The organism is Pacificibacter marinus (assembly GCF_900109555.1).
In the GTDB taxonomy this organism is placed as follows: domain Bacteria; phylum Pseudomonadota; class Alphaproteobacteria; order Rhodobacterales; family Rhodobacteraceae; genus Celeribacter; species Celeribacter marinus_C.
On sequence record NZ_FNZV01000003.1, the window covers coordinates 144,127 to 170,189 of the forward strand.

24 protein-coding genes, 1 tRNA gene and 1 riboswitch are annotated in these 26,063 nt (G+C 53.1%); of the genes, 12 read left to right on the top strand and 13 right to left on the bottom strand.

Annotated features, from left to right (window positions below; all coding sequences use genetic code 11):
• The first annotated feature begins 16 nt into the window (after positions 1-16).
• From BM025_RS19605 to BM025_RS19355, 4 genes are read left to right on the top strand one after another with little or no spacing between them, the layout of a single operon-like run.
• Positions 17-355, top strand: coding sequence for an FGGY-family carbohydrate kinase (locus BM025_RS19605; RefSeq protein WP_342027543.1), 339 nt, complete (start codon positions 17-19; stop codon positions 353-355).
• Positions 352-585 (top strand): hypothetical protein, encoded by a 234-nt coding sequence (locus BM025_RS19345; RefSeq protein WP_211753567.1) that lies wholly within the window; start codon positions 352-354, stop codon positions 583-585. The genes BM025_RS19605 and BM025_RS19345 overlap by 4 nt, the downstream gene beginning before the upstream one ends.
• 18 nt (positions 586-603) lie before the next feature.
• Positions 604-1,281, top strand: a complete 678-nt coding sequence (locus BM025_RS19350) for a hypothetical protein (RefSeq protein WP_211753568.1) — start codon at positions 604-606, stop codon at positions 1,279-1,281.
• Positions 1,263-1,850 carry a hypothetical protein gene (locus BM025_RS19355; protein WP_211753569.1) on the top strand — a complete coding sequence of 196 codons (588 nt, stop codon included), beginning with the start codon at positions 1,263-1,265 and terminating at the stop codon, positions 1,848-1,850. The genes BM025_RS19350 and BM025_RS19355 overlap by 19 nt, the downstream gene beginning before the upstream one ends.
• Before the next feature lie 616 nt (positions 1,851-2,466).
• Here BM025_RS19355 and BM025_RS05670 read toward each other — a convergent pair.
• The 4 genes from BM025_RS05670 to BM025_RS05685 form a co-directional block, all read right to left on the bottom strand.
• A tRNA-Gln gene (locus BM025_RS05670) sits at positions 2,467-2,541 on the bottom strand.
• A 160-nt stretch (positions 2,542-2,701) separates the two neighbouring features.
• Complete coding sequence (locus tag BM025_RS05675) at positions 2,702-4,537, bottom strand: KpsE/RkpR family capsule polysaccharide export protein (protein ID WP_085848667.1); 1,836 nt, start codon at positions 4,535-4,537, stop codon at positions 2,702-2,704.
• Entirely contained in the window at positions 4,521-5,174 is a 654-nt protein-coding gene (locus tag BM025_RS05680; protein WP_085848670.1) for an ABC transporter ATP-binding protein, read from the bottom strand. Before BM025_RS05680 ends, BM025_RS05675 begins: the two co-directional genes overlap by 17 nt.
• Before the next feature lie 199 nt (positions 5,175-5,373).
• The gene (locus tag BM025_RS05685; RefSeq protein ID WP_085848673.1) at positions 5,374-6,654 is read right to left on the bottom strand and encodes a Na+/H+ antiporter NhaA; all 1,281 of its coding nucleotides are present in this window, start codon (positions 6,652-6,654) and stop codon (positions 5,374-5,376) included.
• A 154-nt stretch (positions 6,655-6,808) separates the two neighbouring features.
• Here BM025_RS05685 and BM025_RS05690 point away from each other — a divergent pair, with 154 nt between their 5' ends.
• Complete coding sequence (locus BM025_RS05690) at positions 6,809-7,393, top strand: uracil-DNA glycosylase family protein (protein WP_085848676.1); 585 nt, start codon at positions 6,809-6,811, stop codon at positions 7,391-7,393.
• Positions 7,390-8,193 carry an SseB family protein gene (locus BM025_RS05695; protein WP_085848694.1) on the top strand — a complete coding sequence of 268 codons (804 nt, stop codon included), beginning with the start codon at positions 7,390-7,392 and terminating at the stop codon, positions 8,191-8,193. The genes BM025_RS05690 and BM025_RS05695 overlap by 4 nt, the downstream gene beginning before the upstream one ends.
• Before the next feature lie 49 nt (positions 8,194-8,242).
• Here the strand turns inward: BM025_RS05695 and BM025_RS05700 are convergent, their stop codons facing one another.
• From BM025_RS05700 to BM025_RS05730, 7 genes are all read right to left on the bottom strand, one after another.
• Positions 8,243-9,175 (bottom strand): 2-hydroxyacid dehydrogenase, encoded by a 933-nt coding sequence (locus BM025_RS05700; protein WP_085848696.1) that lies wholly within the window; start codon positions 9,173-9,175, stop codon positions 8,243-8,245.
• Positions 9,176-9,190: 15 nt separating this feature from the next.
• Entirely contained in the window at positions 9,191-10,339 is a 1,149-nt protein-coding gene (rodA, locus tag BM025_RS05705; RefSeq protein ID WP_085848699.1) for a rod shape-determining protein RodA, read from the bottom strand.
• Positions 10,336-12,255: a penicillin-binding protein 2 gene (mrdA, locus tag BM025_RS05710; protein ID WP_085848702.1), complete on the bottom strand. Its 1,920-nt coding sequence runs from the start codon at positions 12,253-12,255 to the stop codon at positions 10,336-10,338. Before mrdA ends, rodA begins: the two co-directional genes overlap by 4 nt.
• The gene (locus BM025_RS05715; protein WP_085848704.1) at positions 12,252-12,791 is read right to left on the bottom strand and encodes a rod shape-determining protein MreD; all 540 of its coding nucleotides are present in this window, start codon (positions 12,789-12,791) and stop codon (positions 12,252-12,254) included. The genes mrdA and BM025_RS05715 overlap by 4 nt, the downstream gene beginning before the upstream one ends.
• Positions 12,784-13,716 (bottom strand): rod shape-determining protein MreC, encoded by a 933-nt coding sequence (gene mreC / locus BM025_RS05720; RefSeq protein WP_085848706.1) that lies wholly within the window; start codon positions 13,714-13,716, stop codon positions 12,784-12,786. The genes BM025_RS05715 and mreC overlap by 8 nt, the downstream gene beginning before the upstream one ends.
• Positions 13,717-13,776: 60 nt before the next feature.
• Positions 13,777-14,814, bottom strand: coding sequence for a rod shape-determining protein (locus BM025_RS05725; RefSeq protein WP_085848708.1), 1,038 nt, complete (start codon positions 14,812-14,814; stop codon positions 13,777-13,779).
• Positions 14,815-15,103: 289 nt separating this feature from the next.
• Positions 15,104-16,681: a 2-isopropylmalate synthase gene (locus BM025_RS05730; RefSeq protein WP_085848710.1), complete on the bottom strand. Its 1,578-nt coding sequence runs from the start codon at positions 16,679-16,681 to the stop codon at positions 15,104-15,106.
• A 268-nt stretch (positions 16,682-16,949) separates the two neighbouring features.
• On the opposite strand from BM025_RS05730, the gene BM025_RS05735 reads away from it, so the two are divergent.
• Positions 16,950-17,612, top strand: a complete 663-nt coding sequence (locus tag BM025_RS05735) for an SDR family NAD(P)-dependent oxidoreductase (RefSeq protein ID WP_306455983.1) — start codon at positions 16,950-16,952, stop codon at positions 17,610-17,612.
• Positions 17,613-17,637: 25 nt separating this feature from the next.
• On the opposite strand, the gene BM025_RS05740 is transcribed toward BM025_RS05735, so the two are convergent.
• A complete protein-coding gene (locus BM025_RS05740) occupies positions 17,638-19,020 on the bottom strand; it encodes an MORN repeat-containing protein (protein WP_090875286.1) in 1,383 nt (460 codons plus the stop codon).
• A 248-nt stretch (positions 19,021-19,268) separates the two neighbouring features.
• Here BM025_RS05740 and BM025_RS05745 point away from each other — a divergent pair, with 248 nt between their 5' ends.
• Together BM025_RS05745 and BM025_RS05750 are read left to right on the top strand one after the other, a co-directional pair.
• Complete coding sequence (locus BM025_RS05745) at positions 19,269-20,927, top strand: NAD+ synthase (protein WP_085848716.1); 1,659 nt, start codon at positions 19,269-19,271, stop codon at positions 20,925-20,927.
• 137 nt (positions 20,928-21,064) lie between these two features.
• On the top strand, positions 21,065-22,315 hold the full coding sequence (locus BM025_RS05750) for an Hsp70 family protein (protein WP_085848718.1): 1,251 nt from the start codon (positions 21,065-21,067) through the stop codon (positions 22,313-22,315).
• Here BM025_RS05750 and BM025_RS05755 read toward each other — a convergent pair.
• Positions 22,312-22,725 carry a metallopeptidase family protein gene (locus tag BM025_RS05755; protein WP_085848720.1) on the bottom strand — a complete coding sequence of 138 codons (414 nt, stop codon included), beginning with the start codon at positions 22,723-22,725 and terminating at the stop codon, positions 22,312-22,314. The two genes, BM025_RS05750 and BM025_RS05755, sit on opposite strands and share 4 nt — an antisense overlap.
• A 109-nt stretch (positions 22,726-22,834) precedes the next feature.
• On the opposite strand from BM025_RS05755, the gene gltX reads away from it, so the two are divergent.
• From gltX to gcvH, 3 genes are all read left to right on the top strand, one after another.
• Complete coding sequence (gene gltX, locus BM025_RS05760; protein ID WP_085848972.1) at positions 22,835-24,157, top strand: glutamate--tRNA ligase; 1,323 nt, start codon at positions 22,835-22,837, stop codon at positions 24,155-24,157.
• 129 nt (positions 24,158-24,286) lie between these two features.
• Positions 24,287-24,384: riboswitch (glycine riboswitch) on the top strand.
• Between the two features lie 158 nt (positions 24,385-24,542).
• Positions 24,543-25,670, top strand: coding sequence for a glycine cleavage system aminomethyltransferase GcvT (gene gcvT, locus BM025_RS05765; RefSeq protein ID WP_085848975.1), 1,128 nt, complete (start codon positions 24,543-24,545; stop codon positions 25,668-25,670).
• Between the two features lie 21 nt (positions 25,671-25,691).
• Positions 25,692-26,051, top strand: a complete 360-nt coding sequence (gene gcvH / locus BM025_RS05770) for a glycine cleavage system protein GcvH (RefSeq protein ID WP_085848721.1) — start codon at positions 25,692-25,694, stop codon at positions 26,049-26,051.
• The last annotated feature ends 12 nt before the right edge of the window (positions 26,052-26,063 follow it).

Below are 26,063 nucleotides of genomic sequence, written 5' to 3' on the forward strand. Positions count from 1 at the left end.
GGCGCACCTTGAGACAATGGCACAAGAAACGGCCATTCTCACCCATGATCGACATGTGCAACCTGACTTTCAAGGCAATCGTGCTCCTTTGGCGGAACCATCGCGCAAGGGCGCTATCAGCGGGCTAACTTTGAATGTTGGGCTTGATGATTTGGCCTGCGATTATCTCGCTACAGTGCAGGCTCTGGCATACGGTACGCGTCACATTATAGAGGTTCTGCGCGCAAAAGGGTACAGATTGAGACGCTTGTGCTCAGTGGAGGCTTGGTCCGAAACACGCTTTTTCAACGCGAAAATGCAGATGCCACTGCTGTACAATGCTGGCCCGCCCCAAAAGCGATGGAAAATTTCTTGACCGCGCAAGTGGCGAATTTGGGCCATGAATTGGTCAGGGTGCATCCCGTCAAACCACAGGGACATGGGTTCATTGCTTCACAGCGTGAAGGCATGGATATATTTGCAGCGCTTGACCCCGATGAACCATTGATCGTTGCTGAAGCTGTCTGGCAATACTCACATCACGTTCTTGCAGGCTTGATCTCGCACCGTGGGCCTATCTTGACCGTTGCGAATTGGTCCGGATAATGGCCAGGCCTTGTTGGGTTGTTGAACCTCAATGGGTCTTTAACCAAAGCGGGGGTGGATTACGCGTCTCTTTGGAGTGAGATTTTCGACGATGATTTTTTCATCGATGGGCTGAAACAATGGTTGTCCGTTGGTAAAATTGACCATGACGCGCATCACCTGCGTGCCTTCGATCCACAGTCAGTGCCCGCCGACGATACCGCTATTGCGATGCGCATCGCGCAAGATCTACGGCATAATAAGCCGATTTTAGGTGTCTTCGATGAGGGCTGCATGGGGATGTACAATGCAATCATCCCTGATGAACTTTTAATGCCCATGGGAGTATTCAAAGAGCGCCTGTCACAATCTGCCTTGTATTTTGCCATTCAACAGATCCCTGAAACAGACGGTCGCGTGGTCTATGATTGGATGCTTGCGCGCGGAATGATGTTCCATCTTGGGACTGATCCCGCAAAAGATTTAACTGAGGTGCAGGTCATTGATCAGTGCCGCATGTATATTGCAGCCGTACGGATGGCCGATGACTTTGGTTGTGAGGCGATTGGGATTCAGTATCAGCAAGGCCTAAAAGATCTGCTGCCTGCTTCTGATCTTGTCGAGGGCATGCTCAACAACGAAGACCGCCCCCAGTTAGGCGCGCGGACGGGTCTATTATCAGGGATGGGCAAGCAATCGTGCATTTCAATGAAGTAGACGAATGTGCGGCGCTCGACGGTATTTTGATACAACGCTTGCACGGTGCCTTAGGCCAACCTGTGGAAAATACCTTGCATGATTTGTGGTGGGGCAGTGTGGCCCGCCATGCGGATGGAGAGGATTTCGTCTGGTTGTTTGAAATCTCTGGTGCGGCGCCGCCCGCTCATCATGAAGATGGATGGGCAGGCTCAGAAAGCCTACGCCAGCCGCCGATGTTTTTCCCTTTTGGTGGAGGAACTTTGCGTGGAGTGGCTAAAGCAGGTGACATTATCTGGTCGCGGATTTTTGTTTCAAATGGTGCTTTGCATATGGACATTGGGCGCGGACAGGCTGTGCGTCTGTCTGAGGCAGAAGAGCGAGCTCGTGCGGATGGGACTAATAAAGAATGGCCTATGATGAATGCTGTGTTGACAGGGGTAAGTCGGAACCAAATGATGGCGCGACATAAGGCAAACCATATTCAAGTTGTCTATGCGCATTCAGCTAAGGATGCAGACCGAGCTATGTACGCACGCGCTAAACTTGCGCAGGAGTTGGGAATGCAAGTTACGATTTGCGGAGTATAATTCTGATCGCTTGGTCGAACACACCAGCTAAACCACTACTCTAAGGCCTCAGAAACTCATCACCGGCATCGAATGGATCGACCTCCTTTATGTAGGCTCCTTCCCCGGTTTGCGGCCATGCGGCCAGCTTATCCTTTGCGATGGCTGACCGCATTTTTTTGATCTCTTCAAGTTTACTCGTGCGCATTCTAAAGCATTTGACGAGTTGCTCTGTTTTTAAGTGGTGGGGCCTTTTGAAAGTTTTTAAAATCTTTCTGGCTTATAGCGCTCAAGCCAATGATCGACGAGTGAAGCCGCCTCCGGAAGTTCCATCAGCATGTTTTTTTTCCTGCTTCCAGAGCGGCCGACTGCTTTACTGCTTCGGAGAGAATTTGGGTACGAAGGTAAATGAAGAGAAATTCAGGGCACCGAAACATCTAATTTTTTCGGGCCAGCGCCGTCGAAAATAGAACACACCGTTTCTTCGAACAAGGTGCAAACCACACCTTCTACCTGAGACACGTGACCCACGTACGGGTCTATGTGAACCAGTTTGTGAACCACCTCGAGGTGGCGACGAGAGAGTGCCCGCTTGATCAACGGCTACCCCATTGGGGAGTATGATTTGTGTGTGTAATGGCTGGGGTGGTAGGATTCGAACCTACGGTACATGCTACCAAAAAGCATTGCCTTACCGCTTGGCTACACCCCAACTTGGAGCGTTGATTAGTCCTTCATTGCGGGGGGCGCAACCCCTTTTTGTCGAAAATCGGTCAGTTGATGGAGAATTTTTTAAAGTTTTCAGAGCGCATGGTTTTGATGGGGCACAACACGCTGTGTTGGATGTTTTGTTAATGAGTGCCCCATGCATTTTATCCTGAAATCTGTTCGCGCAGCACTGCGGCAGTCAAGGATGCCAAAAGATAGATGCCCGAGAAAAGCAAAAATGCCAGCACAGTATTTTCAAATTTGCGCGGATAGGTTGCCTCGTCTGGGGCCACCGGACTTGAGCTTGTTGACAGATAGCGTGTTTGTCTACCGGCTTCGATACGCGCGATTTCCAGTGATTGAATGGCCTGTTGCATCATCATTTGGCGGGTCTGAAGGTCAACTTCTGCCATCCGCAATTCAGCCGATATGCGTGCCAAAGATCCAGAGGAACCAGAGGCTTGGGTCATTTGTGAGCGTAGATTGGCGACGATGTTTTCGAGACGTCCAATATCGCCTTGTGTGCCTTCTACGCGTGCTTGGTTTGGACTGCTGTTGTCGAGCAACTGTTGCAGTTGCAGGTTTTTCTGTTGCAACTGGGTTTCAAAGGTCGTGATCTGCCCCATCAACGCGCCGGTTTCAGCCTCGGGGGAAATGATGCCAAGTTGCTCTTGCAGAGTCACAACGCTTTCCTGCGCGAGTTTCATCTTGGTTTCGGCGTCTTCCAAGCTTTCGCGTGCGCCCTTCATTTGGTCTTCGCGCTTGCGCTGGGTCAGATTGTCCACACGTTCTTCGGCGTATTTAATCAACTTATCGCTAAATTGTCTGGACACCTCAGGATCGGCCGCAACCACCTCCATTTTCAAAAGCCCTTCTGTCGGATCATACCCAATGGTCACGCGATCCGAGTATACTTTATAGGCTTTTTCATTCGAAGGGTTTTCGGGGAGGCGCTGAATGGCATCGATAGCCGGTGAGGAAAAGTGACTTTTAAATCCAACGTCTGCATCAAGGCGCAACATCGCATCACGGCTTTCAAGATAATCCTGTACCGTGATCGAATCTTGCGACCCTCCTAGCGGCGAACCAGAAAACAATCCGCCACCAGACCCCGCACTTGCTGAATCGGCTTGCTGGATCACAAAGGCGGAATGGGTCGCGTACATTGGTGTTGCGATGGTGTAAAAATAGATGCCGGCAAAGAGCGTAGGAACGCCCACAAACACGGCGAGCCGCGAGATCAGCAACATAGTTTTGCGTCGACGCCGTTTGGCGATGTCGCGCTGAATTTGCGAAATATCGTTTTCCCGTGACAGCCGTTCCATAAGTTCAGGGGACGGCATCTGTGCGGGGTCTACCGTTTTGGGCAGCTTGTTACCTGTTGTGGCGGGCAAATTGGTGTTGTCATCTTCGGTCGTGACCATATCGAGCATGGCGGAGCGTTGAAACGGATCTATACCTTTTTGGCGCAACAAGCGCACCGCGTCGAAATCTGAGGTTGGTGCAATATTGTGCTTTTGAGCCATGCGCCGCGCCATGCGCAATTGGCGGCCTGTCAGCCCTTCGCGTTTGATCTTGTCTATTTCTTGATCTGGGGATTCTTTGCTCGCAGGTGCTGGTGCATTGGCACTGTCTGGAGCAGGGGATTTTGATGCGCCCTGCGCGAGGGTGTCGGAAATGGCACCACGTGACGTACGACGCTGAACAGCTGCAACAGGCGTGGCCTCAGATGCGGCAGCCCCAGGAAATGGGGTGTCGCCAAACCCATCATCGTCGCCGCCATTGTCGAACAAACGCGAGTCGTCGATTGCGGGTTTTTGGGAGGAAGGTGGCGCGTTATTTGGTGTTGTTTGTGCATCCGTTTGGACGGGCGCAACAGGTGCTGCGCTTTGGTTTGGGGTTGCGTCTGCTGCCCCGGCTTGCGCGGCAGCAGCAGACACATGTGCCGCGCGAGGGGACCGACGGACCCGAAATTTTTGTGCTTTAGGCTTGGTAGTCATACAGCACCTTTGCCTCTTCTAATGTATCAAACATATGCAGTTTTCCTTTGCGCAGGACGGCCGCTGACCTACAAAACTTTTCCAAAGTGGATGCCTGATGGGACACAACAATGATTGTTGCTTTCTCTAATCTTTCACGCAAGATTGCGCCAGCTTTACGGTTAAATTCCACATCAGCGGTAGAGGGCATGCCTTCGTCGATCAAGTAGATATCAAAATCGAGCGCCAATAGTAGCGCAAACGACAATCGTGCCCGCATCCCCGATGAATAGGTACCCACAGGCATATCGAAATACTCATCGATTCCACACAACCAGCGGCAAAATGCTTCGACGTAATCTGGATCAAGATCGTAGAGCTGTGCGATAAAGCGCACATTTTCACGGCCCGTATGTTTGCCGATCAGCCCGCCCATGAACCCCAATGGAAATGACACGCGCGCCCCGCGGCGAATTTCGCCTTCGTCGGGTTTTTCCAAGCCGCTCATCATATTGATAATTGTGGTTTTGCCCGTGCCGTTGGGGGCCAAAATGCCAAGCGAATTGCCAAGCTCCACCCGAAAGGATGCTTGGTCAAGGATCACCTTGCGCTGTGTGCCCGTCCAAAAGGACTTGCTGACATTATCAAACTCGAGCATGGATTCGCCTCGAAACTGCTTTCTCATTTATCCTTAACGGACTTTTATAGATGAGAATGCTACTTATTAAATGAGACGACATTATGACTTTAACAGAGCGTTTAATCCACCTGCGACAGCGGCTCTGATACAAAAATGAGGCCAAACTCGCAAGAATTTGACCTCATTTGATAGGGAATGCGACAGAAGCGCAGGTGGTTTAGTAGGATTGCTTTTGAACGCGGCACAGTTTGCCCGCGATGATCGATATCCCTGCCGCAGCGAATGAGAATAATGCACCCATTTTTGCAGCGTCTTGTACCGGCGCGCCGTGCAGCATTGTTGAACTGTCAAAGGCGACTGAGGCAATAAACAACGATACGGTAAACCCGATCGCCGCCACACAGCCGATGACGAACAAATCTATGGTGCGCATCCCTGCTGGAAGCCCGAGTTTGAACACATGGGCCGCAAGTGCGCCCATCAATAGAATACCCAATGGTTTTCCGATTAAAAGACCCGCTAGCACCAACCAAGTTGGTTCGCCGATCGCGTTAAATTCAACGCCAGCATTCAAAAGGCCAAAGAAGAACAAGATAATTTCAACAGGCACCTTGAGCTTGTGCTCGATGTCGTTCAACAGATCGCTTAGGTGCTCTTCTGCAGCAGCAAAAATACCGAACGCACGGTCCGCATGTGGGATCGTTGGTACGATGGGAAGCAGACCCAAAGCAGGGTGAATACCCGCCATCATAAAGCCGTACCAAGACAGGCAGGCCGCAACGAGGTAAGGCCAGAAATGCAGTTTTTGACGGACCCAAGTAGAGTTCGCGCGCAATTCATTGCCGCGGTCTAATTTGCGTGGCAACCAATTGGCCAAGAAAAACACGGTCAAAGCGGCAAAGGCAGATAAAAGCAACCATTCGACAGCCAATTCAGAGCTTGGATAGAAGATAGCCAAAATCACAAGGCCCGCTGCGTCATCTGCGATGGCAAGCAACAACAAGAACCGAATGGCAGGGTGACCAGCACCAAAGACGATGCGTCCAACGAGATATGCGAATGCGATGTCTGTTGCGACAGGCACAGCCCAGCCGTTTTTCACTGCATCATAGGTGTCAGACCCAAGCACCGCAGCAAGGCCGAGATACACAAGGATCGGACCGACCATACCGCCAAAGGTCGCAACCAGAGGTGTGGCCGCTTTTTTACCCCGCAGAGAGCCGTTTTTCAAAATCACGGCTTCCCAAACTTCTTTGGCAGCAATGGCAAAGAAAAACGCCATCAAGAGATCGTTAAACAGGTAATGGAGCGTCAAAGTGCGATGAACATGTCCCGTGTCATCCAGATGCGGGTGGCCGATGAAAAAATCATCAACGATGACGAAATCCACCATCGCATGATAGGAATTGACGTCAACGTTTGCCCAGACCAGCGCAATTATCGCGCCGATAATCAACAGCAATGAATAGCCGGTTACAAAATTCCACACTCTGTACATTTTTAGACCTCCAGACCCTATTGGGGTTCACTTATTTTGTTCTGCCTCAAATACGACACGGGGCTAGGCCGTGCAAGAGATGATGCCCTCAAGATGTGGCTTGGTATACGCTAATCGCTTGGTATTTTGATGATTTTGACCTAATTTACCTGTGATGCAACTGCTTCAAGACATACAAAACTGTACCTTATGTGCGGGTCGCTTTGCCGCCACGCAGACGGCGCATGCGCCACGACCAGTGCCGTGGTTTCAGCCGACCGCGCGTATTTTGATCGCAGGTCAAGCTCCGGGCGCGCGGGTGCAAGCCCATCCCAGCGGACGCCCTTTTGTGGATCGATCCGGCGATAGGTTGCGGGTATGGCTTGGGGTGGACGAAGATACATTTTATGATCAAAACCGTATTGCGATTGTGCCGATGGCGTTTTGTTTTCCCGGCTATGACACCAAGGGATCAGACCTGCCGCCACCGCCTCTGTGCCGTGCGACATGGCATGCTCAGGTGATGCAGTCTTTGCCGCATGTGCAATTGGTGCTGCCTGTTGGGCTGTTTGCGCAAAAGTATCATCTGGGGGCAAAGACAAACCTGACAGACACAGTGGCCGCATGGAAAACTTATGCTCCGCGCGCCTTTCCCTTGCCTCATCCATCGTGGCGCAATACGGGTTGGATTAAGAAACACCCGTGGTTCGAGGCCGAGTTGCTACCGAGCTTACGTCAGCGGGTTGAGGAGCTTTTATGACTGACCAAATACCATCTGATGCCACCCCCATTGATCTGGCCCACGCCGCGATGGAAGCCGCCCCCAACGACGACGCACAGCGCTTGCGATTTTTTGAACGTCTGGCGGATGGCGAGTTGTTTTTGCTGTTAGACGCTGAACCGATAGGGGATGGACCGATTGAACCGCGCGTGTTCCCAGTCGAGGATCAAAACTACGTTTTGGTGTTTGACCGCGAGCAACGCTTGGCAGAATTTGCGGGCTCTGCGCCCTATGCCGCTTTGTCTGGTCGTGTGTTGGCGCAGATGCTTGCGGGGCAGGGCATTGGTTTAGGGGTGAACCTGACGGTTGCGCCCTCGGAACTGTTGCTGCCGCCCGAGGCTATGGATTGGCTCAAAGACACGTTGGCGCATGCCCCCACCGAAGCCGAAGCCAAACCCGAAGAAATCACTCCGCCGCATGGCTTGCCCGAACAATTGATCACGGCTTTGGATGCAAAGCTCGCGATTGCAGGGGGGCTTGCACGGGTCGCTTACTTGGCGGGCGTCACTTATGAAGGCGGCGCGAAATCACATCTTTTGGCCTATGTCGATCACATGCCAGGGTCTGAAGGCGCGCTGGCGCAACTGGTCGCGGAATCGCTGACCTTTTCAGGTATTGAGGCGGGCGCTTTGGATGTGGCGTTTTTCGCACCAAGTGATCCGATGTGTGCAAAGCTTGCGCGGCACGGATTGCGCTTTGATTTGCCAGTACCAGAATCGCAGTCCACTGGCCCGTCTGCCCCCGGAATGGATCCGAACAAACCGCCTATTTTACGCTAAGTTTAAAGTCGTGCAAAATCAACGCGGTTGAGTTTAATAACCAGTGGAGTTAATAGCCCGTGGTGCGGTCAACAAGATGCCGCAATGGCTGGCCTGTCTCGCCGCGTTTTATATTGTCTGCGATCACTTGAGATGCGGTATCAGCCCGCGTTTCTGCTGCAATATGCGGCGTGACCGTGACGTTAGGGCGGTGCCAAAACGGGTGATCTTGGGGCAAAGGTTCGATGCGAAATACATCCAGCGTGGCATGGCCAATCTGGCCTGTGTCCAAGGCTGACAAAAGCGCATCATCATCAATCAACGCTCCACGCCCCGGATTTAGGATCACCGCGCCTTTGGGCATCAGCGCCAAAGTTTGCGCGTTGAGAGTGTTTTGTGTTGCCATGGTGTTTGGTAGCAATAGCACACAAATTTCTGCGGTCGCCAGCGCGCGCTGCAATCCGTCAGGACCATGTTCACACGTGATGCCTTGGATCGTCTTGGCGCTGCGTGACCACCCCGTGACGTTAAATCCCAACTGCGCCAAAGCCTGCGCTGCTGCGGCCCCAAGCATGCCCAAACCCAAAATTGTGATATGTCGGTCGCGCGCCAACGGTGGCGTGGTTTGATCCCACACGCCGCGCAACCCGTGAATGTGGCGGTCCATCCCCAGATGGTGCCGCATGACATGCCCGACAACCCATTCGGTCATGCCCAACTGCAATCCGTCATCGACCATACGGCACAAGGGCTGCGTTAAAGTGGTGTTTGATACAATGGTTTCGACCCCAGCCCACAAACTTAAAACAGCTTTTGTGCGCGTGAAGGGGGTGAAATCCGTTAAAGATGGGTTCGGGGCATAGACAATATAATCGGTGTCTTGCGCAGGCATGTCGGGGCTGACCTGCGCCTCAATACCACACTCTGTAAGCGCTTGGTGCAGTGCGCCTTTGTATCTGTCCCAAAGTTTCGGTGGTGCAGAGAAAAGAATGTTCAACGTCATGCTGTGCCTCAAGTGTTAGGATTTTGTACGTGGACGGTGGATGTGCGCCGATTGCACGATGCCAAAGGCGACCATCAACACCAGCATGGCGGACCCACCATAGGACACCATAGGCAACGGTACGCCCACAACCGGCGCAAGGCCCATCACCATCGACATGTTAACAGCGAAAAACAAAAAGAACGTGGCCGCGATACCAATGGTCACCAAAGCACCAAAGCGATCTTTGTTGTTCATCGCGGAAATCAAACAAAAGATCACGATCCCCGCGTAGAGCATGAGTAGTGAAATACCGCCTAAAAAGCCAAACTCTTCGGCGAGCGTGGTGAAAATGAAGTCGGTGTGTTTTTCTGGTAAAAAGTTCAATCGCGACTGTGTGCCTTGCATAAATCCGCGCCCTGTCCAGCCGCCCGACCCCAAGGCGATTTTGGATTGTGTGATGTGATACCCCGCGCCCAATGGATCGCTTGACGGATCAAGAAAGGTGTCGATGCGGCGGTATTGATAGTCTTTCAACAATTGCCACGGCGTGCCGCGTGAGGAAAAGACAAAGGTCACCAACGTGCCGCCCATGGCGGCAATCGCGCCAAAATACCACCAACTGACACCTGCAGCAAACATCACAATTGCGCCACCGAACACCAGCAAAAGCGAGGTGCCAAGATCGGGTTGTTTGAGCACCAAAGCCGTGGGCAGCAAGATCAAAAACACAGGGATCGCCACCCACAAAGGGTGTGATACTTTTTTGATGTCCAGCCAGTCATAATAGCCTGCAAGCAGCATCACGAGTGTGATTTTCATCAACTCTGACGGTTGCAATCGCATAAAGCCAAGATCGATCCAGCGCTGGGCGCCCATGCCGACATCACCGAAAAATTCGACCACAAGCAGCAAGACCAGCGACAACACATAGCCCACGCCCGCCATATTGCGCCAAAACCAAATGGGCACCATGCCGATCATCAGCATCAATCCCAAACCCACACCGAACCGTTTCATTTGCGGGGCAGCCCATGGATTGAACGCGCCGCCAGCATTGGAATAGAGCATGATAAAACCGATGCAGGCCACCGCTGTTAAAAGAACAACCAAAGCCCAATTCACGAACAAAATTTTTGACAGGCCTGTGGGGACGGTCTTGAGATTGTGCTCTAAATAGCTCACGCATTGCTCCTTTTTGTGGCATTGTCGCCATCCGTGCGCAGTGGCAAGGCATCAAGAAGCGTCTTGATCGTCCCGCGCTGCGATTGCGGATATGAGGCCAAAGGTGGCACCGCGCCATGCAGGGCAAAAAGCATCAAATCGCGCGCAACAGGGGCTGCGGCCGTTGATCCGCCGCCGCCATGTTCAATCACCACAGACACAGCGTATTTAGGTGCATCATGGGGGGCAAAGGCCACAAAAAGCGCGTGGTCGCGTTCTTCCCAAGGGACGTTTTTGTTGTTCACAACAGCGTTGCGCGTTTGACTGGTGCCCGTCTTGCCCGCCAGCCGCATTCCATCTGTAACGATGCGCGAACTATAGGCCGTCCCGCGATTACTGTTGGATACTTCATACATGCCTTGGCGCACGGACCTAAGCATATTTTCGTTGATATTTAACGGCCCGCCGCTTTTGATTGGCTGTTCTACCCCATCAATGGATTTGATCAGGCGCGGAACAATTTCACGCCCTGTTGCCAATCGAGATGTCATCACGGCAAGCTGCATTGGCGTTGTCAGCACAAAGCCTTGGCCAATTGACGCATTCAAACTGTCACCGATCACCCAATCCGCACCGCGATTGTCACGTTTCCATTGTTTGTCGGGCATCAAACCCGACGACATGCCAGGAAGCGGCAGATCGTATTCTTCGCCCAAGCCCAGTCTTCGACCCATTGCGGCAATATTTTCAATGCCCGCACGTTGGGCCATTTCGTAGTAATAGACGTCGCAAGAATGTCTGAGCGAGCCAGTGAGATTGATGTTGCCGTGCCCCGCTCTTTTCCAACAGTGAAACCGGCGGCCGCCGACCTCTGTATGGCCCATGCAGCGCACTGTTTCATCAGGGGTCACAACGCCCGCTTCCAACGCGGCCAGCGCGGTCACCATTTTAAAGGTTGAACCGGGTGGATAGGCACCTTGGACAGACTTCGATGGCAAGGGTCTATAAATGTTTTCAAGCAAGGCATTGTAATTGATGATAGAAATACCGCGCACAAACAGATTTGGGTCAAAGGCGGGTGTTGATCCTGCGGCCAAAATATCGCCTGTTTCGACATCCATAATGACCGCTGATGCGCTTTCGCCAGCAAGCCGCGCTTGCACAAAGTTTTGCAACTGGTGATCAAGGGTCAATTGCAGATTGTTGCCTGCGATCCCTTCTTTGCGTTCAAGCTCGCGAATGATCCGACCGTGTACGTTTTGTTCAACCCGCACCGTGCCAGCATTGCCGCGCAACGTGTCTTCCATCATTTTTTCCACACCGGACTTGCCGATGGGAAATTTGGGAATGCGCATTAAGGGATCAATGTGATCCATACGCGATAGATCATAACTCGACACGGGGCCGACATACCCAATGAGATGGGCAAAATCGTCTTTGAGAGGATAATCACGAGACAGGCCAACCTCGGGCGACACGCCCGGCAACGCGGGGGCATTGGCCGCCACAGTGGAAAAAGCTTCCCATGTGAGACGGTCTAAAATGGTTACAGGTGCAGAAGGCCCCGCATTTTTAAGTTCCTTGCGGACGCGATCTTGGTCGTCTTGGGTTAAGCCAATCAACGTCTCAAGCTCGGCCAGAACCATATCCAGTTGGCTTGCATCCTCTTTACGGATCACGATCCGAAAGGTTTGTTCATTTTCGGCAATCACGGTGCCTGAGCGGTCGTAAATCAATCCGCGTGCAGGGGGTAAAAGATGGATTTTTAGACGGTTTTCATCGGCCAAAAGCCGGAACTCTTCTGCTTGATCCACCTGCATATAGCGCATGCGCAACCCCAAAGCGCCCATAAAGACAAGCTGCGACCCGCCTAAAAACAGCGTACGTCGCGTGAGTTTTTTTGCGCTTTCAGCGGTGTCTGCGGGGGAACGTCTCATCGGGTTTGTCCAATCAACTCAGCTTCGGCAGTGGAAATTTTCGTCACTCCCATAAGTTTTACCGAAATCAACACGACGAAAGGATAGGCGCAAAATGTGGATATCTGCTGTAAAATTACCAAACCAAGTGAAGTTTGCTCGACCATGAAAATACCCAAAGTCAGGCGGTAAAGCACGGCAAGCCCAAGCATCACAACGCCCACGGTGGCCCACTCGACCAAAAAAGGCATGTCGCGCGACGTGCCTTCGCGGTCGCGCAAGAATTCTAGGGCAAGCACGCTCAAGCCGGCCCAAAGACCGGGCGGCCGCATGTAAACAAAATCGCCAATTAAAAAGAGACAGCCCACCCAGAAAAGGGGCACATAAGACGGACGGCGCAGCACCCAAGCAAAAGCAAAGGCAAGTACCAGATCAGGGCCGGGCCAACGCCCTGAACCCACTTCAAGCGGCAAAATGGAAAAGAACAGCACGGTCATAAAGACCAGCGCAAAGCCACCGCGATACAGCCAGTTTTTGACGACCCGAGGTTCAATCATCGGTGCCCTCCGCCGCGGTCTCTGCCTCAGTTGGCGTACCTGCGTCGGGGGTAACGGGGGATGTAATCGGCGCATTGGGCAAGATGAGCGACCCCGGGTCAACGATCCGTTCGCCTTTCAGGCTGCGCAAAACCCGCAAATAATCAAGCCGCTCATAGTCGGCGGCCAAAACCACGCGCAATCTGCGATCTGGCCCAAGGGCCACTTGGCCAATCAACAAACCGGGTGGGAAAATCCCGCCATCGCCCGAGGACACAACCCTGTCACCGGGGCGGACCAATTCCGGACTTTCAATAAACTCAAGCGGCGGGCGGGCTGTATTGTTGCCGGACAAAATAGCACGTTGCCCAGAGGGCTGAATGGTGACGGGCAAGCGCGAATTGCTGTCTGTTAGCAAAACAACGCGGGCCGTGTTCGCGCCCAGTCCAGAAATGCGCCCGACAAGTCCGATCCCGTCCATCGTCGCCCAGCCATCAACGATGCCATCTCGCGATCCGACATTCAAAAGCACAGATTGGCGAAAAGGCGACCCGCTGTCGGCCATCACAACCCCCGTTATATAGGTGTATTTGGGGTCAAGTTGCACATTGTTGAGATCCAAAAGCTTGGCGTTTTTTTGTTCCAGCTGCAGGGCGGCTTCTTTCCATGCTTGCATCTGGCGCAGTTCGCGGCGCAACTCTTGGTTTTGTTCGTAAATACGGCTGTAGCTTTGGAAATTCTCGACCATATCCACGGTCTTTGTCACGGGCAGGAGAGCCCATTCAAAGGATGGCACAATACGGTCAACCATTTGTGCCCGTATACGTTCGACCCGAGGGCTGTCTATACGCCAAAGAACAAAGATACCAAAAAGCACAAACACCAAAAGCGCAGACAAAAGTCTGCGCAATGGGCGGATGAAGTCATCAGATGTGTCTTTTGCCACGGTTACTCTGACCCTTTAAGGATCGCAGGCGATAGCGCGAAGTGCGCGCGCGGCAGGCGATCAGCTATCGTAATCAATCACATGACGGAGTTGTTTTTCATACTCCAACGCTTTGCCTGTGCCCAAAGCCACACAATTGAGCGGCTCATCTGCGACCGAGATAGACAGGCCGGTTTGCTCGCGCAAAGCCAAATCAAGATCGGCCAGCAAAGCACCACCCCCGGTCAACATCACACCACGGTCCACAATGTCTGCGGCCAAATCGGGTGGCGTGGTTTCCAGTGCGGCCATCACAGCTTCGCAAATTTGCTGTACAGGCTCGGACAAAGCTTCGGCCACTTGGGCTTGTGAAATTTCGATTTCTTTTGGCACACCGTTCAACAGATCGCGGCCTCGAATGGTCATGGCCGCGCCGCGTCCATCATCGGGCATCCGCGCTGTACCGACTGTGGTCTTGATCCGTTCTGCCGTGCCTTCGCCGATGAGCAAGTTTTGCTGGCGGCGCAAATAGGCGATGATGGCGTCATCCATGCGATCACCACCGACACGCACAGAACGCGCATACACGATGTCGCCAAGCGAAAGCACAGCCACCTCGGTGGTGCCGCCGCCAATGTCGACAACCATGTTGCCAGTCGGATCAGTGATCGGCATGCCCGCGCCAATGGCGGCTGCAATCGGTTCTGCGATCAAACCAGCGCGGCCAGCGCCTGCTGAGAGAACCGAATTGCGGATCGCACGTTTTTCAACAGGCGTCGCGCCATGAGGCACACAGACGATGATTTTGGGTTTGGGAAATAATGTACGGCGGTGCACTTTGCGGATGAAATGTTTGATCATTTCTTCGGCTGTGTCAAAGTCAGCAATCACACCATCGCGCATCGGGCGGATGGCTTCGATAGACCCTGGTGTTTTACCAAGCATGTGTTTTGCATCTTCGCCTACGGCCAAAACTTGTTTGCGCCCGTCTTTGACGTGATAGGCCACGACTGATGGCTCGTTTAAGATAATGCCTTTGCCCTTGACGTAGACCAGCGTGTTCGCTGTCCCTAGGTCAATCGCCATATCAGCAGAAAAAAGTCCCTTAAATAATGCCATAGTCTGCTCAATCTCCGTCAAACCCACAAAGGGGAGAATCCCACCATAGAGGCGCTTATAGGGCGCACGCGGCCCGTGGGAAAGGGGGGAGCGGGGTGTAAGGCAAAGTCTCGCTGTTTGAGCACCGACATTGGACGTTTGTGTGAACTTTAGAATGAGTGATATAACCCAAATCGGCAGGTTTATTCTGGCTTTGGTACGCGGATTGGGCTTTGCGCCATACGGGGGGGCGGCTAGAACGCAAAAGGGCGCGCAATTTTGCACGCCCTGTCACATTTGAGTGAGGTGATTAGCCCGCGTCTTTGTAGCTGACTTCTTTGGTGTCCGCGCCGGGGGCTGATTTGGTCCGACGGACGATCAAACGATTGACCGCGTTCACATAGGCTTTTGCTGAGGCAAACACCGTATCTGTGTCTGAACTTTGCCCCGTTGCGATGCGCCCGTCTTCTTCCAAACGCACGGAAACTGTCGCTTGCGCATCTGTGCCTTCGGTCACCGCATTCACTTGGTAGATTTGCAAACGCGCTTGAGTTGGGTACAGCTCTTTGATGGCCTTGAAAGCTGCATCCACAGGCCCGTCGCCTTGCGCTGTGCAGTGCTTTTCCTCGCCGTCGATTTCAAGGATAATATCAGCAGTTTGAGGGGCTTCTGATCCGCAAACTACACGCAGATGTTTGATCTTGATGTACTCGTTTTGACTCTCAGACCCTGTGTCTTGCATCAACGCGACGACATCATCGTCAAGCACTTCTTTCTTGCGATCTGCCAGTTCTTTGAAGCGTACAAATACGTCTTTCAACTGGTTGTCGCCCAGCTCGTAACCCAGTTCTTCCAATTTCGCACGCAAAGCGGCGCGGCCAGAATGTTTGCCCAATGGCAGCGATGTGCCTGACAGGCCCACATCGGCAGGGCGCATAATCTCAAACGTTTCGGCATTTTTCAGCATGCCGTCTTGGTGAATGCCAGATTCATGCGCGAAAGCGTTTTTACCCACGATGGCTTTGTTCGGTTGCACGACAAAACCAGACACCTGAGACACACGACGCGAGATGTTCATGATCTTGGTGGTGTCGATTTTGGTGTTGTACGGCATGATGTCGTTGCGCACTTTGAGCGCCATCACGACCTCTTCCAGTGCTGTATTGCCCGCGCGTTCGCCCAGACCGTTAATCGTACATTCGATTTGGCGTGCCCCAGCTTCAACAGCGGCCAAAGAGTTGGCTGTCGCCATGCCCAGATCGTTGTGACAATGGGTGGCGAAAATGATGTCATCAGCACCAGGGACGCGTTCCAAAAGCATCTTGATGATGTCAGAGCTTTCACGCGGAATGGTGTAGCCTACGGTGTCAGGGATGTTGATTGTCGTCGCACCCGCTTTGATCGCGATTTCAACGGTGCGGCACAGGTAATCATGTTCCGTGCGGATCGCATCCATCGGTGACCATTGCACATTGTCACACAGATTGCGCGCATGGGTGACGGTCTCGTGGATTTTGTCCGCCATCTCATCCATCGTCAGCGCAGTAATGTCGCGGTGCAGGGGCGATGTGCCGATAAAGGTGTGAATGCGCGGTTGGGCTGCGTGTTTCACCGCCTCCATGCAACGATCAATGTCGCCAAAGCTGGCGCGTGCCAAGCCACAAATGACAGAGTTTTTCGAATTCTTGGCGATTTCAGACACGGCATCAAAGTCGCCTTGTGAAGCAATCGGAAAACCGGCTTCGATAATATCGACGCCCATTTCATCCAAAAGGCTGGCGATTTCGAGTTTTTCATTGTGGGACATTGTGGCGCCCGGAGATTGTTCGCCATCGCGCAGTGTGGTGTCAAAAATCAGAACGCGGTTTTTGTCGGATACAGATGTCATAGGAATACTCTCGATAATCTTAGCTTTGGGTGGTTGGATATGTGTGATCTGGCGCAAATGTCACTTCTGAGCGTCGCGCCAAAGGCACGCTCAGAAGCAGCTAAGAAGTAGGAGCGCACGACGGCTGCGCGCAAGTGGTGCGCGGTCAGAGGTCGTTTTATGATCAGTCATCAACATGGACGCGACTATAATCACGGAACCCGTAAAGAAAACCCCAAAATGTGAACTTTTTTCGATTTCATACGTAGTCATAAAAAAGGAAATGCAAATGCGAGCACTCATAATCGGACATACGGGTGGCATTGGCAGTGCCGTGGCAAGCGCTTTGGGCAAGCGGGGCGTCGATGTGGTAGGGGTGTCTCGCAGCACACATGGGCTAGATTTGCGTAACCCTGAAAGTATTGAAGCTGTGTTCGCGGCCGTGTCGGGCCAGTTTGATTTGGTGATTGTTGCGACAGGGCAATTGGACGGCGCAGGGCGCAAACCTGAAAAATCACTCAAAGCGTTGACCTATGACGCGATGGCCGATCAGTTTGCCGTCAACACCATCGGCCCTGCTCTGATTTTGCGCCAACTGCCGCGCCTTTTGCCAAAAGACAGGCCTTGTACTGTGGCTGTTTTAAGCGCACGGGTTGGATCAATTGGGGACAACAAAATGGGCGGATGGTACAGCTATCGGGCTGCCAAGGCTGCGACAAACCAAGTGGTACATTCCGCTGCAATTGAACTGTCGCGGTCCCACAAGCTGTCGTGCATTATTGCCTATCATCCGGGCACTGTGGCGACGCCATTCACAGCTCAGCATCAAGGCAACAACAAGACTGTTGGCGCACAAGACGCGGCGCACAACATGCTTGCTGTTTTGGATGGGATGACGCCCTCAGACACAGGGAATTTTTTTGATTGGCGCGGGGCCCCTGTGGTCTGGTGATCTGTGAGCGCGCCTGAAATAGCCGCTATTGCGCGGCAGTGTCGGATGCAGGTGTTTCCGGTTCAGTCTTGGTGATCAAAGCGCCCTCAGACCAATCGCCTGACGCAGTTTCCCCTGACGCATAAGTGATCGAGCCGCGTCCGTGACGTTTGCCGCCTTCAAACAAGCCATCATAGATGTCACCATTTTCATAGGTTGCGATCCCGCGCCCGTTGATTTCGCCGTCTTTCCATTCGCCGACATATTTATAACCAGTTGGCATGATCAATGTGCCTGTACCGTCTCGTTTACCTTTGGCAAAGTCGCCCTGATAGGTCGTGCCATCGGCGTAGGTCGCCATGCCTTTGCCTTCGCGTTGGCCATTGATCCAGTCCCCGTCATAGACGAACCCATCGGTGTAAGTCATCTTGCCTTTGCCGTGGTTTTGCGCGTTCTTAAACATGCCTTCATAGACCAGCCCGTTGGCGTATTCCGCGCGGCCCATACCGTCGATCACGCCATCTTTCCACGCGCCTTCATAAGTGGTTCCGCCAGGATAGGTGATTTTGCCTGTGCCGTGGGCGAGGTCATTCAAGAATTCACCGACATAGACCGATCCGTCAGGATAGGTCACTTGCCCGATGCCTTCGATGCGCCCATTGGCCCATGCGCCTGTGTAGAGATAGCCATCAGTGCCAGTGAATGTTCCTGTGCCATGACGTTTGTCGTCGTCAAAATCGCCGGAGTAGACATCACCGTTGCCGTAAACGACTTTGCCTGTGCCTTGGCGTTTGCCACCGACCAACATCCCCGTGTAGACATCGCCATTGGGCTGGGTGATCGTGCCTTCGCCGTTGCATTGGCCTGTCACCCATTGGCAGTTTAGGATCAAACCGTCTGCGAGGGTCAAAACGCCCATGCCGTGGCGGTCATCGCGGGCCATCATGCCCACGTATGTCGCGCCTTCGGGGTAGGTGATCGTGCCTTTGCCTTCTTTGACGCCATTCACCCAAGCGCCTTCATAGACATACCCAGTTGGGCTTTCCAAGCGGCCCATGCCGTGATGGTTGTTGGCTAGGAAACCGCCTTCATAGGTGATGCCACTGGCATAAACCGCAGCGCCTGATCCGGTGATCGCGCCGTTTTCCCAATCGCCCTCGTATGTGCCACCATCTGCATAGGTGATTTTGCCAAATCCGTGCTGTTTGCCCTGTTCAAAGGCACCCTCATAGACCGATCCATCGGGGTAGCGTGCGACGCCTTGGCCTTTGATTTCGCCCATGACCCAGTCGCCGGTGTATTCAAAGCCGTTGGGCAAGCTGTAGGTGCCTGTGCCGTCTTGCTGACCGTCTGTAAAGGTGCCCTCGTAGATGCCGCCTTCGTCATATTGACGGGTTTGGACTTTGCCATCTTGGGCCAAAAGGGCCATCGGGATTGCAAGGCTGGTTGCCACGCACAAGGCGACGCTAAGTTTGAAATTGGTCACTTTGGTTTTCCTATTGCGGTGAGCTGCCAGCGACACTGCCATCCAACGGCCCTAAATATATGGCCTTGAGCGGCCAACTGTTGGCGGTAACCTAGCAGTCTCGTCTGTGCGTGCAAATGTTTTTGTCGGGATCGGCTTTCCCTTGCTGCTCAGTCTGCTAAACCTTCTTCAAAGTCTGAAAGGTCCGCGATATGACTGATACCTTCCGCCTGACACTGGCCCAATTGAACCCTACTGTTGGCGCGATTGACGCCAATTGCGATGCTGCGCGTGCCGCTTACGCCAAAGCGCAGGCCGCTGGCGCAGATATGATCGCCTTTCCCGAGATGTTTTCGACGGGGTATCAAACTCAAGATTTAGTGATGAAGCCTGCGTTTTCGGCCCATGCCATGCGTGCAATCAAAGCGCTTGCGCCGCTCACCGAAGATGGTCCTGCGATTGGGATCGGCGGACCTTATGCGTATGGTGATAAGCTGTACAATGGCTATTGGATTTTGGCCAAAGGCAAGGTGCAGACCGTCGTTTTGAAACATCATCGACCTAATGAAACCGTGTTTGATGAAGTGCGTTTGTTTGAAAGCGGTGATGTACATGGACCGTACCGTGTTGGCCCTATCCGCATTGGAACGCCGATTTGCGAAGATGCGTGGCATCCTGATGTGTCTGAGGCTTTGGCGGAAACGGGTGCTGAAATCTTGCTTGTTCCCAATGGGTCTCCTTATTACCGCAACAAATACAATCGCCGTTTGGCGCATATGGTTGCCCGCGTGACAGAAACCAATTTGCCGCTGGTCTATTTAAACATGGTTGGCGGCCAAGACGATCAGGTGTTTGATGGCGGCTCATTCGTGCTCAACCGTCACGGTAAAATTGCGCATCAATTGCCTGTGTTCGATGAACATCTGCGTCATGTGGATTTCGTTAAAACCGATGAAGGCTGGGTCGCCGAAAGCGGTGACATCACGCATCATCCTGATGAGTGGGAACAAGATTACCGCGCCATGGTCGAAAGCCTGCGGGACTATATGCGCAAAACTGGTTTCAAAAAGGTGCTACTTGGTCTGTCTGGCGGGATTGATTCCGCGATTGTCGCGACGATTGCCGCCGATGCTTTGGGCCCTGAAAACGTGCGCTGTGTGATGTTGCCAAGTGAATACACATCCCAAAGCTCGCTGGATGACGCCAAAGACATCGCCAATCGTTTGGGCTGTCACTATGATTTTGTGCCGATCAAAGCGGGGCGTGACGCGATCACTGATACGCTAGCGCCGTTGTTTGAAGGCTTCAAAGAAGACACCACAGAAGAAAACGTGCAATCGCGTCTGCGCGGTCTTTTGTTGATGGCTTTGTCTAATAAATTTGGCGAAATGCTTTTGACCACCGGCAACAAATCCGAAGTGGCCGTGGGCTATTGCACGATCTATGGCGACATGAACGGCGGCTACAATCCGATCAAAGACATGTATAAAACCCGCGTGTTCGAACAATGTCGCTGGCGCAATGCCAATCATCGCCCTTGGATGATGGGGGCTGCGGGTGAAGTGATTCCTGTGTCGATCATCGACAAACCACCGTCAGCTGAGTTGCGCCCCGATCAACGTGATGACGACAGTTTGCCGCCTTATGAGGTGCTGGATGCCATTCTTGAAGGGCTGGTGGATCATGAACAAAGCGTCGCCGAATTGGTCGATGCAGGGTTTGAGCAGGCTACGGTGAAACGTGTTGAACATCTGCTTTATATTTCTGAATACAAGCGTTTCCAATCTGCCCCAGGGACGCGCCTGACACCGCGCGCATTTTGGTTGGATCGGCGTTACCCGATTGCAAACCGCTGGCGTGACACCGACTGAGCACGGCTGTCATGGGGCGCTGCGTGAGGGATCAGACTTTAGGCTTTTCTCTAAATTTGGCCCAAGGCGTCACGCGGGGTCTTGCACCCTTGCGGCGTCTTGGCTAGGACAGCGTTTTTCTGTCTTAGGAGCGCCCCATGGAGCTGACCGTTGGTATTGATTTCGGAACCTCCAACTCTGCGGTTGGCTTGGCTGTGAATGGTCAGCCTTGGCTTGTGGATATCGAAGAGGGATCAAAGACATTGCCCACGGCAGTGTTTTTCGATGCACGGGGCAATTTGCGTCTTGGATCTGCTGCCAACCGTGCTTTGATTTCCGGCGATGAAGGCCGCTATATGCGCGCTTTGAAATCAGTTTTGGGCACACCTTTGCTGCGCGAAGCGCGGATGATTGGCCCCAAGCGACAAAGCCTTTTGGATGTGATCACTCAATTCCTATCAGAACTGCGCCTGCGCACCGAAGCGCAAGTGCGCCAGTCTGTGACAGGCGTTGTGTCCGGTCGCCCTGTGCGATTTCATTCCCAAAACGATAAAGCCAATGCGCAGGCGTTGATTGACCTGACCGAAGCTTACACGCGCGCTGGTTTCAAGCACATCGACTTTCTGCCCGAACCCGAAGCAGCCGCTTTGGCCGCGCAAGATTTGGCGGCGGGCGAGATTGGCTTGGTCGTGGATATCGGCGGCGGTACGTCAGATTTCACAGTGTTTCGCAAATCTGATGGCAAGGCTGATGTTTTGGCCTCTTACGGTGTGCGGCTTGGCGGAACGCATTTGGATCGCGCTTTGTCGCTGGACCATGTGATGCCGTTGTTTGGCGCTGGCACCCAAGTGCGCCGTGCTTTGGCAGATGGGCTATTGCCCGTGCCTGCGACGTTGTTCAACGACTTGGCCACGTGGCAAAAAATACCGTTTCTTTACACCAAAGACACCGAACGTTTGGTGAAAGATTTGCAGCGTCATGCTGTTGAGCCAGACAAACTTGCGCGCTTGTTTGAAGTGATCGAAGCCGAGCTGGGCCATGATGTGGCCTTTGCCGTTGAAGCGGGTAAAATCGCGGTCAACACAGATGGGCAGGGTGTGATTGAACTTGGGCTTGTTGAAAAAGGTCTAAGCGCATCTTTGGATGAGGTTTCGATGAGCGCGTCTTTGGCGCGGTTCAAAACTGAGCTTTCAGAGGCCACGACCGAGACATTAAAATTGGCCGGCGTGAAAGCTGATGCCATCGGCGCTGTCGTTTATGTCGGCGGCACCAGTTTGATGTCGATCGTACCAGACGCGATAAAAGATGTGATCCCAAATGCGCGGTCGATCAAGTCAGAGGCCTTTACCGCCGTGGTCGATGGCTTGGCGATTGCGGCTGGGCAAAAGCAACTGGCGCAAAGCGCCTAGTATTCCCACCATTTGTCGATTTTGGCGATGTCATCATCTGACCACCCAAAGTGATGCGCCAATTCGTGAACGGTGACATGGGCGACCATTTGCAGCAACGTCACGTCGCCGCGCAGACACCATTCGTCCAAGATAGGGCGGCGAAATAACCATATTGTGTCGGGGGTTGTGGCCTGATCCATGGTTGATTTTTCGGGCATCGGAATGCCTGTATAAAGCCCCGTCAGCGCAAATGGATCATCCAGTCCGATTTCAGCCATCAAATCTTCGGGCACAAAATCCATCACTGTGACACCAATTGAGGCGGCCAACACGCGGTGCGCTGCGGGCAATTGCGCAATCGTCGCGAGCGCGATCTGTTCGATCATGTCCAGGTCAGGGGCGGTGGCGTTCATTAAGTTGGCTGTCATGTCTGGCTCCAATGCGGCGGTGCGCGTTCATGTGTCATGCGGTATGCGCGCGCTCACATATGGACTCTTTGGCCACAATATGAAAGAGCAAGCGCAACAGGAGATCACCATGACCGTCACACGTTTTGCACCAAGCCCCACAGGCTATATCCACGTCGGCAACCTTCGCACGGCGCTTTTCAATTACCTGATCACACGCAAAGCTGGCGGTCAGTTTATTTTGCGCATCGATGACACCGATCCTGTGCGTTCAAAACAAGAATACATTGACGCTTTGAAAGAAGATCTGACATGGCTTGGCCTGACGTGGGATCGTACAGAGCGTCAGTCTGATCGCTTGGACCGTTACAATGCCGCGATGGAAGATTTGAAAGCTGCGGGGCGTTTGTACGAATGTTTCGAGACGCCAGTAGAGCTTGATCTCAAGCGTAAAAAACAACTCAACATGGGCAAGCCGCCTGTGTATGACCGCGCGGGTTTGAACCTGACGGATGCTGAAAAAGACGCGCTGCGTGCGGAACGCGGTGATGGTCACTGGCGCTTCAAGCTTGATCTTGAGCGTGTCGAGTGGACTGACGGCATCTTGGGCGATATTTCTATTGATTGCGCTTCTGTTTCTGATCCGGTTTTGGTCAAAGCGGATGGGCAATTTTTGTACACGCCAGCATCTGTGTGCGACGATATCGACTATGGCATCACCCATGTTGTGCGCGGCTCTGACCACGTGACAAATACTGCGACTCAAATCCAAATCATCAAGGCTTTGGGCGGCACAGTGCCAACATTTGCGCACCACTCTTTGCTGACAGGCTCACAAGGCGAAGCATTGTCCAAGCGTCTTGGTGTTTTGTCTTTGCGTGATTTGCGCGCACAAGGGATCGAACCAATGGCGCTGATGTCTTTGATGGCCCGCACAGGGTCGTCGCAACCTGTCGAAGTGCGTTCTACTATGCAAGAACTGATCGAAGGGTTCGACATTTCGACCTTTGGTTCTGCTCCGACAAAGTTCGACGAAAAAGATTTGTTCCCATTGACGGCTCAAGTGAACATCGCGCGGCCATTCGCCGATGTGGCAGACGAGATTTCCGCCTTGGGTGTGCCTGCTGACAAAGCCGAATTGTTTTGGAGTGTTGTGCGTGAAAACATCACTGTGAAAGCTGACATGGCTGGCTGGTGGACGCTGTTCCGCGATGGCGCAACGCCGCTTGTTGCCGACGAAGACAAAGATTTCGTGGCTGAGGCTTTCGCCATGATGCCCCAGCCGCCCTACACGCAGGACACTTGGAAAGAGTGGACAACAGCTGTGAAAGACGCAACTGGCCGTAAAGGCAAAGGGTTGTTTATGCCGCTGCGTAAAGCCGTCACAGGGTTGGAACGTGGGCCAGACATGTCCAACGTGATGCCACTGTTGCAAAAAGCGCCCGCTTTGTAAGCGCAGATCAATTTGAGTGTTTGAAAACCCGCCAAGCCTATGCGCTTTGGCGGGTTTTTTATGCAGCCCATAACATTCTTAGTGTGGGGCCTCTTGCCTGAATCAGTTGCCTCGCATAACGTATTTTCAACATCTTCGTTGGGAGAACGGGGCATACAGTTTGTGTACCCGTGCCGAAGGAGCAACCGCCCCGGTAAACTCTCAGGCAAACGGACCTTCGAAGATCATAAAACTCTGGAGAGTGGCGTGGATACGCCCGCCGAAGGGATAACGATCTCAGGCGCAAGGACAGAGGGGGCATCAGGCAAAGGATTGCTTTGTCGTGGTGCCGGGATTTTCCGGTTTTGATGCTCGGCGTGCGGATTGCGCGCTTGGAAAGGACAAGATGACGGATCTACAGCGCACGCCCCTTTACGATTTTCACGTGGCCCATGGCGGCAAAATGGTGCCTTTCGCAGGCTATGATATGCCCGTGCAATACCCCGCTGGCGTGATGAAAGAACACTTGCAAACGCGTACATCTGCAGGCCTGTTTGACGTTTCGCACATGGGGCAGGTGGAATTGAAGTCATCGCAAGGGCTTGAGGGCGCGATGTTGGCGCTGGAAACTTTGGTGCCTGTCTCTGTTGCTGGTCTGAAAGCCGATCGTCAACGCTACGGGATTTTCACCAACGACACTGGCGGCATTTTGGATGATTTGATGATTGCCAACACGGGTGACCATTTGTTTCTAGTGGTCAATGCTGCCTGCAAAGCCCAAGACATCGCGCATATGCAAGCCAATCTGCCAGACCACGTGACCGTCACGGAAATCACCGATCGTGCATTGCTGGCATTGCAAGGCCCCAAAGCCGAAGACGCCCTTGCGCGCCTCGTGCCGCACGTCACGTCCATGCGGTTTATGGACAGTCACCGTGTCGATGTGAACGGCGTTGAATGGTGGATTTCGCGCTCTGGTTACACTGGCGAAGATGGGTTTGAAATTTCTATCCCTGCAGATATCGCCACTGATGTCGCCGCGCAATTGGAGGCGATGGATGAGGTTGAATTGATCGGTCTTGGCGCGCGCGACAGTTTGCGGCTTGAAGCGGGTCTGTGCCTGTACGGTCACGACATCGACACCACCACGTCGCCCGTTCAGGGCAACATCGCTTGGGCGATCCAAGGCATCCGTAAAACGGGCGGCGCGCGTGCTGGCGGTTTCCCCGGTGCAGACCGCATTCTTTCTGAATTTGACAATGGCGCGGATAAATTGCGGGTTGGGCTTTTGCCCCAAGGCCGCGCGCCGATGCGCGAAGGCACGCCTTTGTTCGCCACGGTCGATAGCACAGATCAGATCGGCGCAATCACATCTGGCGGTTTTGGCCCCTCGGTCGAGCGCCCGATTGCTATGGGCTATGTCCCAACAAAGTTTTCACAAGACGGCACCGAGATTTTCGCAGAACTGCGCGGCAAGCGATTGCCCGTGACTGTCGCGCCCATGCCGTTTCGCCCCTCAACATACAAACGCTAAAACACTCCAAGGAACAGACCTATGAAATTCACTGAAGAACACGAATGGCTCCGCGTTGAAGACGATCTGGTTGTCGTTGGCATCACCGAACACGCCGCCGCGCAGCTTGGCGATGTTGTGTTTATCGAATTGCCTGATGAAGGCATTACAGTGACCAAAGACGAAGAGATTTGTGTCATTGAAAGCGTCAAAGCAGCTTCAGATATTTTGGCACCACTTGATGGCGAAATTGTTGAAGTGAACAGCTTGCTTGTGGATGAACCATCCAAAGTGAATGAGGACGCAATCGGCGATGCTTGGTTCTTTAAGATGAAGATCGAAGACCTGTCTGTGCTCGATGACTTCATGTCAGAAGCCGAATACAAAGCCCTTATCGGCTAACATTTTCGGGGT

Bases quoted from the DNA above. Each gene is read 5' to 3' on its own strand.
- BM025_RS05715 (WP_085848704.1), bottom strand. From the start codon at position 12,791: ATGATTGAACCTCGGGTCGTCAAAAACTGGCTGTATCGCGGTGGCTTT.
- gcvH (WP_085848721.1), top strand. From the start codon at position 25,692: ATGAAATTCACTGAAGAACACGAATGGCTCCGCGTTGAAGACGATCTG.
- BM025_RS05695 (WP_085848694.1), top strand. From the start codon at position 7,390: ATGACTGACCAAATACCATCTGATGCCACCCCCATTGATCTGGCCCAC.
- BM025_RS05740 (WP_090875286.1), bottom strand. From the start codon at position 19,020: ATGGCCCTTTTGGCCCAAGATGGCAAAGTCCAAACCCGTCAATATGAC.
- gcvT (WP_085848975.1), top strand. From the start codon at position 24,543: ATGACGGATCTACAGCGCACGCCCCTTTACGATTTTCACGTGGCCCAT.
- BM025_RS05725 (WP_085848708.1), bottom strand. From the start codon at position 14,814: ATGGCATTATTTAAGGGACTTTTTTCTGCTGATATGGCGATTGACCTA.
- BM025_RS05730 (WP_085848710.1), bottom strand. From the start codon at position 16,681: ATGACATCTGTATCCGACAAAAACCGCGTTCTGATTTTTGACACCACA.
- BM025_RS05735 (WP_306455983.1), top strand. From the start codon at position 16,950: ATGCGAGCACTCATAATCGGACATACGGGTGGCATTGGCAGTGCCGTG.
- BM025_RS05675 (WP_085848667.1), bottom strand. From the start codon at position 4,537: ATGACTACCAAGCCTAAAGCACAAAAATTTCGGGTCCGTCGGTCCCCT.
- BM025_RS05755 (WP_085848720.1), bottom strand. From the start codon at position 22,725: ATGACAGCCAACTTAATGAACGCCACCGCCCCTGACCTGGACATGATC.
- BM025_RS05685 (WP_085848673.1), bottom strand. From the start codon at position 6,654: ATGTACAGAGTGTGGAATTTTGTAACCGGCTATTCATTGCTGTTGATT.
- BM025_RS05700 (WP_085848696.1), bottom strand. From the start codon at position 9,175: ATGACGTTGAACATTCTTTTCTCTGCACCACCGAAACTTTGGGACAGA.
- gltX (WP_085848972.1), top strand. From the start codon at position 22,835: ATGACCGTCACACGTTTTGCACCAAGCCCCACAGGCTATATCCACGTC.
- mrdA (WP_085848702.1), bottom strand. From the start codon at position 12,255: ATGAGACGTTCCCCCGCAGACACCGCTGAAAGCGCAAAAAAACTCACG.
- BM025_RS19605 (WP_342027543.1), top strand. From the start codon at position 17: ATGGCACAAGAAACGGCCATTCTCACCCATGATCGACATGTGCAACCT.
- BM025_RS05690 (WP_085848676.1), top strand. From the start codon at position 6,809: ATGCAACTGCTTCAAGACATACAAAACTGTACCTTATGTGCGGGTCGC.
- BM025_RS05680 (WP_085848670.1), bottom strand. From the start codon at position 5,174: ATGCTCGAGTTTGATAATGTCAGCAAGTCCTTTTGGACGGGCACACAG.
- BM025_RS05750 (WP_085848718.1), top strand. From the start codon at position 21,065: ATGGAGCTGACCGTTGGTATTGATTTCGGAACCTCCAACTCTGCGGTT.
- BM025_RS05745 (WP_085848716.1), top strand. From the start codon at position 19,269: ATGACTGATACCTTCCGCCTGACACTGGCCCAATTGAACCCTACTGTT.